The sequence below is a fragment of the Lysinibacillus telephonicus genome, assembly GCF_039654155.1.
In the GTDB taxonomy this organism is placed as follows: Bacteria; Bacillota; Bacilli; order Bacillales_A; family Planococcaceae; genus Ureibacillus; species Ureibacillus telephonicus.
Map to the genome: position 1 here is coordinate 1 of NZ_CP155468.1, position 10000 is coordinate 10000.

General features: G+C 36.6%; 7 protein-coding genes (1 of these 7 cut by a window edge). All 7 read left to right on the forward strand.

The window, feature by feature from the left end; genetic code table 11:
* Complete coding sequence (dnaA, locus tag MKY04_RS00005; RefSeq protein WP_126293809.1) at nt 1-1347, forward strand: chromosomal replication initiator protein DnaA; 1347 nt, start codon at nt 1-3, stop codon at nt 1345-1347.
* A 169-nt stretch (nt 1348-1516) separates the two neighbouring features.
* On the forward strand, nt 1517-2653 hold the full coding sequence (gene dnaN / locus MKY04_RS00010) for a DNA polymerase III subunit beta (protein ID WP_346235146.1): 1137 nt from the start codon (nt 1517-1519) through the stop codon (nt 2651-2653).
* Nucleotides 2654-2808: 155 nt separating this feature from the next.
* A complete protein-coding gene (yaaA, locus tag MKY04_RS00015; RefSeq protein WP_126293807.1) occupies nt 2809-3036 on the forward strand; it encodes a S4 domain-containing protein YaaA in 228 nt (75 codons plus the stop codon).
* A complete protein-coding gene (recF, locus tag MKY04_RS00020) occupies nt 3037-4152 on the forward strand; it encodes a DNA replication/repair protein RecF (RefSeq protein WP_346235147.1) in 1116 nt (371 codons plus the stop codon).
* Between the two features lie 89 nt (nt 4153-4241).
* Nucleotides 4242-6170 carry a DNA topoisomerase (ATP-hydrolyzing) subunit B gene (gene gyrB / locus MKY04_RS00025; RefSeq protein ID WP_346235148.1) on the forward strand — a complete coding sequence of 643 codons (1929 nt, stop codon included), beginning with the start codon at nt 4242-4244 and terminating at the stop codon, nt 6168-6170.
* A gap of 24 nt (nt 6171-6194) precedes the next feature.
* Nucleotides 6195-8732 carry a DNA gyrase subunit A gene (gene gyrA, locus MKY04_RS00030; RefSeq protein WP_126293805.1) on the forward strand — a complete coding sequence of 846 codons (2538 nt, stop codon included), beginning with the start codon at nt 6195-6197 and terminating at the stop codon, nt 8730-8732.
* 606 nt (nt 8733-9338) lie between these two features.
* Nucleotides 9339-10000, forward strand: partial view of a group II intron reverse transcriptase/maturase gene (gene ltrA / locus MKY04_RS00035; RefSeq protein WP_346235866.1) — the 5' portion only. Its footprint extends 601 nt past the window's final position; only the first 662 of its 1263 coding nucleotides appear in the window; its start codon is at nt 9339-9341; its stop codon lies beyond the right edge, outside the window.

Here is a 10000-nt window from a genome sequence, read left to right on the forward strand (position 1 = left end):
TTGGAACATTTAGAAGAATTATGGAAAAATGTCCTGGCTCAAGTAGAACAAAAAATTTCAAAACCAAGCTTTGAGACGTGGCTAAAATCTACGAAGTTACTATCCTATAAAGGGTCTACAGTAACCATTGCCGCGCCTAACTCATTTGCTCGTGATTGGCTAGAAAATCATTACGTTCACCTAATCGCGGGCATTTTATCTGAATTAACAGGAGAAGACTTGCTTATTAAATTTGTTGTTCAAAAGGATCAGGATGATGATAGTTTAGATTTGCCTGTACCGGTAATCCAAACAAAAAGTAATGATGAACATGCTGAAATTTCACCAGGAATGTTGAATCCAAAATATACGTTCGACACGTTTGTAATTGGTTCTGGGAATCGATTTGCACATGCTGCTTCACTTGCAGTTGCTGAGGCACCGGCAAATGCCTATAACCCATTTTTTATTTATGGGGGAGTAGGATTAGGTAAAACTCACTTAATGCATGCAATTGGACACTATGTTCTTGAGCATAATCCAAATGCAAAAGTAGTTTACTTATCTTCGGAAAAATTTACGAATGAATTTATTAACTCAATTAGAGACAACAAAGCAGTAGATTTTCGTAATAAATACCGCAATGTCGACGTCTTACTAATCGATGATATTCAATTTTTAGCTGGTAAAGAATCAACTCAAGAGGAATTTTTCCATACTTTTAATACTTTGCATACTGAATCAAAGCAAATCGTAATTTCTAGTGATCGGCCACCTAAAGAAATTCCAACATTGGAAGATCGCCTTCGCTCTCGTTTCGAATGGGGGTTAATCACGGACATTACACCACCTGATTTAGAAACGCGTATTGCTATTTTGCGTAAAAAAGCAAAAGCTGATGGACTAGATATATCCAACGAAGTGATGCATTATATTGCAAATCAAATAGATACAAACATACGTGAGTTGGAGGGCGCTCTAATCCGCGTTGTTGCCTTTTCTTCATTGGTTAATAAAGATATCACTACCGAGCTTGCCGCTGAAGCATTAAAAGATATAATTCCAAACTCAAAACCACGTATGATTTCAATATTAGATATACAAACTGCTGTTGGTGAACATTATCACATTAAGCTGGAAGACTTTTCTGCTAAGAGAAGGACGAAATCAATTGCATTCCCAAGACAAGTAGCTATGTATTTATCACGGGAGTTAACAGATTTCTCTTTGCCTAAAATAGGAGAAGAATTCGGAGGACGAGACCATACAACGGTTATTCATGCCCATGAGAAAATTTCATCTATGTTAAAGGAAGATCAACTTCTCCAGCAAGATATTAAACAAATTCGCAGCATGTTAGGAAAATAGGGTTGTGGATAACATTAAAAATACCACACAACTTTATGCACAACTTATCAACATGTGGATAGATTGATTTTTATAGCTAAAAAATAGGTTATCCACAAATCCACAAGGCCTATTACTATATCTATTTAAATTCTTTAAAAAATAATATATTAATAAGAGAGGTATACCGATGAAATTTGATATAATGCGAGATCGTTTATTAGATGGATTAAACGATGTAATGAAGGCAGTAAGTTCAAAGACAACTATTCCAATTCTAACGGGGATTAAAATTGATGTAACGAATGAAGGAGTAACATTAACAGGTAGCGATGCTGATATTACAATTCAAACGTTTATTCCGGTCGAAGAAAATGGAGATCAATTAATCAATATTTCTGAAACAGGCTCAATTGTCTTGCAAGCACGTATGTTTAACGAGATTGTTAGAAAATTACCAACAAATGATGTGGAAATTGAAGTTTCAAACGGCTTACAAACACATATTCGCTCTGGTAAGTCAGAGTTTCACCTTATTGGCTCTGATGCGTCAGAATATCCATTACTGCCTGAGGTTTCAACAGATCGTCAATTTTCAATTCCAACTGATTTATTAAAATCCATTATTCGTGAAACAGTTTTTGCTGTTGCAACATCTGAAAGCCGTCCTGTATTAACAGGTGTTAACTGGCAAATTCAAGGGAATGAATTAATATGCGTAGCTACAGATAGCCATCGTTTAGCTAGAAGAAAAACAAATCTTGAACATTTGCCAACTGATGTAAGTTCAGTTGTTATTCCAGGTAAAAGTTTAAATGAATTAAATAAAATACTTGGTGAGTCAACAGATGCGGTTGAAATCGTTATTACAAATCAACAAGTTTTATTTAAAACTGAAAATGTATTATTTTTCTCACGCTTGTTAGAAGGGAATTATCCAGAAACATCTCGTTTAATTCCAGAAGAATTTAAAACGGATATTACTATCAATGGTAAATCACTATTACAGGCGATTGATCGTGCATCTCTATTAGCTCGTGAAGATCGCAATAATGTAGTTCGTTTTGAAACATTAGAAGGGAACGTTATTGAAATTTCATCAAATTCTCCTGAAATAGGGAAAGTAGAAGAGCAAATTCAAGTTGAATCATTAGAAGGAGAACACTTAAAAATTTCCTTCAGTGCGAAATATATGATGGAAGCGTTAAAGGCAATTGATGGACAAGATGTTGTCATTCAATTTACAGGTGCAATGAGACCATTCATTTTACGTTCAGTACACGATGATGCAATATTACAACTAATCTTACCTGTAAGAACTTATTAATTATAAAAGATAGTCATTTCGGCTATCTTTTTTATTTTTTATTTACGAATAACTGTCATGATTAAACTAGCTCATTTCTGCTTTCCTTGGATTTTTTTATGGTTTTTAGGTATGATAGTTAGATAGATGTTCGTGAATCGGAGGATGAATTTACTTTGGATGAAATTGTAATTGATACAGAATTTATTACGCTTGGCCAAGCATTAAAAGTGACTGATGCTATAAGTTCTGGCGGTATGGCTAAATGGTTTTTACAAGAAAATGATGTCTACGTAAACGGTGAAATAGATAATCGACGAGGACGAAAATTACGACATGGTGATGTAATTAATATCCCTGGCTGCGGTAGATTTGTAATCGTCAATAAGAACGGAGAAAACTAAATGTTCATCGAGCATTTACAATTAACAAATTATCGTAACTATGAAACATTAAAGTTAGATTTTTCTCCAAAAATCAACGTATTTATTGGAGAAAATGCACAGGGCAAAACAAATGTTATGGAATCTATTTATGCTTTAGCCATGGCAAAATCTCATCGAACAAGTAACGATAAAGAATTAATCCGTTGGGAAGCAGACTATGGTAAAATAGAAGGTGTTGTGCAAAACCGATACGGCAGCTTTCCAATAGAATTATCCATCACAAAAAAAGGTAAAAAAGGTAAAATAAACCATTTAGAGCAATTGAAGCTAAGTAACTATATTGGGCAAATGAATGTTGTTATGTTTGCTCCAGAAGATTTGAATGTAGTAAAAGGGAGCCCTCAAGTAAGGCGCCGTTTTATTGACATGGAAATCGGCCAAATATCACCTGTCTATTTGCACGAGTTACTTACTTTTCAAAAATTATTAAAACAGCGTAATCATTTGCTTAAAATTAATCAAGGCAAGCAACAAATAGATGATGTGTTATTTGCTATTTATACAGAACAATATATTCAATCGGCTGTCCAAATTATTCGTAAAAGATTTCAATTTGTTGAACTTTTACAGGAATGGGCTGAAAAAATTCATTCAGGTATTTCTCGTGGCCTAGAAAAATTAACAATCAAATATCGTCCAATTACAGGTTTGAACTCTAGTTGGACTGAAAAGGAAATGGCTACATATTTGGAAGAAAAACTAGCTGAAGTAAAAAAGAGAGAGTTGGAAAGAGGGATTACATTAGTTGGACCACATCGGGATGATTTGCAATTTTTAGTAAATGATTATGATGTTCAAACCTATGGATCTCAAGGTCAACAGCGGACTACAGCACTTTCTTTGAAACTGGCTGAAATAGAGTTGATAAAGCAAGAAACAAAAGAAGCTCCTATTTTGCTTTTAGATGATGTTTTGTCCGAATTAGATGATTATCGCCAATCACATTTATTAAATACCATTCAAGGTGAAGTACAAACGTTTGTCACAACTACAAGTGTTGATGGGATTCATCATGAAACAATACAACATGCAAAAATGTTTCACGTGAAACAAGGAGAAATAGAAAATAATTAAATACTAAAATTATGCATAGAAAGTTTTAGAAATTTTGATAAAGGTTTTAAATTTTGACACATACTGATGTAATGAAAGAGTAGGTGAACATGGTGGCTTTAGAAGAGAAACAAGTTCAACAAGCTTATGATGCTGATCAAATACAAGTATTAGAAGGTTTAGAAGCGGTTCGTAAGCGTCCAGGGATGTATATCGGCTCCACAAGCTCTAAAGGGCTTCACCATTTAGTTTGGGAAATCGTGGATAACAGTATTGACGAAGCTTTAGCGGGTTATTGTTCAAAAATTACTGTTGCTATTGAAAAAGACAATTGGATTCGAGTAGAAGATAATGGTCGTGGTATTCCAGTTAGTATTCAAGAAAAGATGGGTATGCCAGCTGTTGAAGTAATTATGACTGTTCTTCATGCCGGAGGGAAATTTGGCGGCGGAGGATACAAAGTTTCAGGAGGATTACACGGTGTAGGGGCATCTGTAGTAAATGCTTTATCAGTTGCGACTGAAGTTTATGTAAAACGTGATGGTCATATTCACTCGATTAAATTTGAACGTGGCCAAACGGTACAGCCTTTACAAATAATTGGTGATTCTGATGAAACTGGTACAACAACTCGCTTTAAAGCAGATCCAGAAATTTTTAAAGAAACTACAGTTTATGAGTATGAAATATTAGCTACTCGTATTCGAGAATTAGCTTACTTGAATCGTGGTATTCGCATTACAATTCAAGATGAACGTGAAGAGGAAGTACGTTCTGATAGCTACCACTTCGAGGGCGGAATTCGTGAATATGTAGAGCATTTAAATAAATCAAAAGAACCTATTCATGATCCAATTGATGTTAGAGGCGAAAAGGATGGAATTTCAGTTGAAATTGCTATGCAATATAATGCTGGATTCTCTTCTACCATCTACTCATTTGCTAATAATATTAATACGTATGAAGGCGGTACACACGAATCGGGATTTAAAACAGCTTTGACTCGTGTAATTAATGATTATGCACGTAAAAATGGCATGTTAAAAGATTCTGATGCTAACCTTACAGGTGAAGATGTACGTGAAGGTTTAACAGCAATTGTTTCTGTTAAACATCCTGATCCACAATTTGAAGGACAAACAAAAACTAAATTAGGAAACTCAGAAGTAAGTTCAATTACGAATTCACTATTCTCTGAAGGCTTCGAACGGTTTATGTTAGAAAATCCTTCAGTTGCACGTAAGATAATTGAAAAAGGGTTAATGGCTGCTCGCGCACGAGTTGCAGCTAAAAAGGCACGTGAATTTACACGTCGTAAATCTGCACTAGAAGTATCAAGTTTACCTGGTAAATTAGCAGATTGTACGTCAACTAACCCTGCTGAGTCTGAAATTTATATTGTTGAGGGTGACTCTGCCGGTGGATCTGCGAAATCAGGCCGTGATCGCTACTTCCAAGCGATTTTGCCATTGCGCGGTAAAATTTTGAACGTAGAAAAGGCAAACTTAAACCGTATTTTATCGAATGCTGAAATTCGTGCTATGATTACTGCTTTTGGTACTGGTATAGGGGAAGAGTTCGATTTAGAAAAAGCACGTTACCATAAAATTGTTATCATGACCGATGCTGACGTAGACGGCGCTCACATTCGTATTTTATTACTTACATTCTTCTTCCGTTTCATGCGTCCACTAATTGAAGCGGGTTATGTGTATGCTGCTCAACCACCGCTTTATCAAATTAAGCAAGGTAAGCATGTGGAGTACTGTTATTCGGATGAACAATTGCAAGAAATATTGAATCGTTTACCAAGTATGCCAAAGCCAGTAGTACAACGCTACAAAGGTTTGGGTGAAATGAACGCTGAACAGTTATGGGATACAACAATGGACCCTAAAAATCGTACATTGCTTCAAGTAGAATTAGATGATGCAATGAAAGCGGACAAAATATTTGAACAATTAATGGGTGATGAGGTAGAACCTCGTAGACAATTCATTGAAGAAAATGCAGTTTATGTACAGAATTTAGATATATAAGTTTTTTGAAAGGAGGTTCTTCAAGTGTCTGAAACTGAACACTCAGGTGTAAAGGGAATAAAAATTAGTGAAGAAGTACAAACATCGTTTTTAAGCTATGCAATGAGCGTTATTGTTTCCCGTGCTCTACCAGATGTAAGAGATGGTTTAAAACCAGTACATCGTCGTATTTTATATGGAATGCATGAGCTAGGGAATTATTCAGATAAACCTTATAAAAAATCTGCCCGTATTGTAGGGGACGTTATGGGTAAATATCACCCTCACGGAGACTCTTCAATTTATGATGCTATGGTACGTATGGCGCAAGATTTCAGTTATCGATATATGCTCGTAGACGGGCACGGTAACTTCGGTTCTGTAGACGGTGATGGCGCTGCAGCAATGCGTTATACAGAATCACGTATGTCGAAAATCGCGATGGAAATGCTGCGTGACATAAATAAAGATACAATTGACTATCAAGATAACTATGATGGCAATGAAAAAGAGCCAATTGTTTTACCAGCTCGTATTCCGAATTTATTATTAAACGGTGCATCGGGTATTGCTGTTGGTATGGCAACTAATATTCCACCACATCAATTAGGAGAAACAATTGATGCAGTAATTGCTTTATCTGAGAATCCTGCTATTACAACAGACGAATTAATGCAATACATTCCAGGACCAGACTTTCCAACTGGCGGATTAATACTTGGAAGAAGTGGTATTCGCCGTGCATATGAAACTGGTCGTGGTTCAATTGTTGTTCGTGCTAAAGTTGAAATTGAGCAAAGTTCTAATGGTAAAGAAACAATTATCGTTAATGAATTGCCTTATCAGGTCAATAAAGCAAAATTGATTGAGAAAATTGCAGAATTAGTTCGGGATAAAAGAATTGATGGTATTACTAATTTACGCGACGAGTCCGATCGTCGTGGAATGCGTATCGTAATTGAAGTGCGAAGAGATGCAAATGCCAATGTTATTTTAAATAATTTGTATAAAAATACTGCGATGCAATCAAACTTTGGTGTTAATATGCTTGCTTTAGTTGATGGTCAACCTAAAGTATTAAGCTTAAAGGAAGTATTGCATTATTACTTAGAGCACCAAAAAGTAGTTATTACTCGTCGTACTCAATTCGAGTTAAGAAAAGCTGAAGATCGTGCTCATATTTTAGAAGGTTTACGAATTGCACTTGATCATATCGACGAAATTATTAGTATTATACGTTCTTCACGTACTGGTGAAGAGGCAAAACCAGTATTAATGGAACGCTTTAATTTAACTGATCGACAAGCTCAAGCAATTTTAGATATGCGTCTTGTTCGTTTAAGTGGACTAGAACGTGAAAAAATTGAAAATGAATATCAGGAACTTCAAGAGTTAATTGCGAAATTAAAAGCTATTTTAGCCGATGAAGGAGAAATATTAGCTATTATTCGCACTGAAATGTTAGAAATTAAAGAAAAATATAATGACACACGCCGAACTGAAATTACAATGGGCGGCATTGAAATGATAGAAGATGAAGATTTAATTCCACGTGAAGATTCTGTTATTACATTAACGCATAATGGCTATATAAAGAGACTTGCTGCAAACACGTATCGCAGCCAAAAACGCGGTGGTCGTGGTGTTCAAGGAATGGGAACACATGAAGATGACTTCGTTGAACATTTATTATTCACTTCTACGCATGATACAATTTTATTCTTTACAACAAAAGGGAAAGTATACCGTTCAAAAGGATATGAAATTCCGGAGTACGGACGTACAGCGAAAGGGCTGCCAATTGTTAACTTATTGAGTTTAGATAAAGAAGAAAAAGTAACAGCCATGATTCGAGTTGATGAGTTTAAAGAAGATGCATATTTCATCTTTACAACGAAAACAGGTATTACGAAGCGTACACAACTTTCGCAATTTGCTAATATTCGCACAAATGGTCTAATTGCAATTAGTTTACATGAAGAGGATGATTTAATCTCTGTTCGTCTAACTGATGGAACAAAAGAAGTGATAATCGGTACTCATGAAGGAATGCTAATTCGTTTCAAAGAAGAAGATATCCGTTCAATGGGACGTTCTGCTGCTGGGGTACGAGGTATTAAACTTCGTGAAGGTGATTATGTAGTTGGAATGGAAATTATCGAACCTGGCCAAGAAATTTTAGTAGTCACTGAAAAAGGTTATGGTAAGCGAACACCAGAATCTGAGTATCGTTTGCAAAGCCGCGGTGGTGTTGGAATAAAGACAATTCAAATTACAGATAAAAATGGTCCAATGTGCGCGGTTAAAACAGTAGACGGAACTGAAGATTTAATGTTAATTACAATTAACGGCATGTTGATCCGTATGGATGTCAATGATATTTCAATTATTGGTCGCAGCACACAAGGAGTTCGTTTGATTCGTCTAGCGGATGATGAGCTTGTTGCAACTGTAGCACGCGTTAAAAAAGATGAAGAAGATACAGAAGAACAAACAGAAGAATTAGAAAGTATAGAAACAGAAGAGCTTTCTAATAATGTAGAAAATACTGCAAATGATTCTTCTGAATCTGAAGATGAATAATATAGAAAACTTTAAAACCAGGAACAAGTAATATTACTTGTTCCTGGTTTTTTTCGTGCGCCCGGCATGCGTATGAACTATAGGGTGCAAGTCCCGAACCCCGAAGACAGAAGTAGAGGTTAGCTAAGAGCAAGGGTGTCCGTGGCGACGCGGAATCTGAAGGAAGCTGGAGGCAAAACACCGGTCCGAGGAACACGAATCTCATATAAGGCTAGGTATGATTGAATGAGTTTGCGCTACAAAACAAAGTTCCTTCTGTCGAAGGTCATATCAAGTAAATGAGGCGGATAGATGGTGTGAAAGTGCATGCGCTTACCCGGGGAGGTCTGACAGAAACGTGAAGTACCCTTCATAACCTACTTGGAGACAAGTAGCTGAACTGTCAGAAGTCAGCAGAGGTCATAGTACGAGTAGGTCTAGAATTACTCGGAAGGACTGAACAATTGAGAGAGATTAGCCCTTGGCTTTCCATCTAGAATGAATAAGCACAGAAAACAGAGAAACCTCACGCTTAGAAAGTAGTGGTGAATCCCACGAGGGTATTTGCGGAGGGTGGAGTTCAGATGGGCATAAGAAGATAAGCTAATCACGGAAAGGAACGAAATGGTGATGTTGGATCAAATTCTCGAACGGCAAAACATGATACAAGCGCTAAAGCGAGTTGAAGCGAATAAAGGAAGCCATGGAGTAGATATGATGCCCGTACAAACCTTACGACAGCACATTCTCGAAAATTGGGAAAGCATTAAATCGCAGATTTTGAATGGAACCTATGAACCGCAACCAGTACGTCGAGTCGAAATCCCGAAACCAGATGGTGGTGTGCGTTTACTAGGTATCCCAACCGTGACAGACCGTTTGATTCAACAAGCTATCTCGCAGATTTTATCGAAGGAATATGACAAAACATTTTCGGACCAGAGTTATGGATTCCGTCCAAACAGGAGCGCCCATGACGCCGTTCGGAAAGCAAAGGGTTATATAAAGGAAGGTTATCGATGGGTGATTGATATGGATTTAGAGAAATTCTTCGATAAGGTCAATCATGACCGACTAATGGCAACATTAGCGAAACGAATTTCAGATAAACCTTTATTAAAACTTATTCGTAAATACCTCCAAGCCGGTGTCATGATAAATGGAGTGGTTTCAAGTACAGAAGAAGGAACACCACAAGGTGGACCTTTAAGTCCTTTACTTTCAAACATAGTTCTAGATGAACTCGATAAAGAGTTGGAGGAACGTGGACATAAATTCGTTCGATACGC

Excerpts from the sequence above, each read along its gene's own strand:
- dnaN (WP_346235146.1), top strand. The coding sequence starts at position 1,517 with ATGAAATTTGATATAATGCGAGATCGTTTATTAGATGGATTAAACGAT.
- recF (WP_346235147.1), top strand. The coding sequence starts at position 3,037 with ATGTTCATCGAGCATTTACAATTAACAAATTATCGTAACTATGAAACA.
- gyrB (WP_346235148.1), top strand. The coding sequence starts at position 4,242 with ATGGTGGCTTTAGAAGAGAAACAAGTTCAACAAGCTTATGATGCTGAT.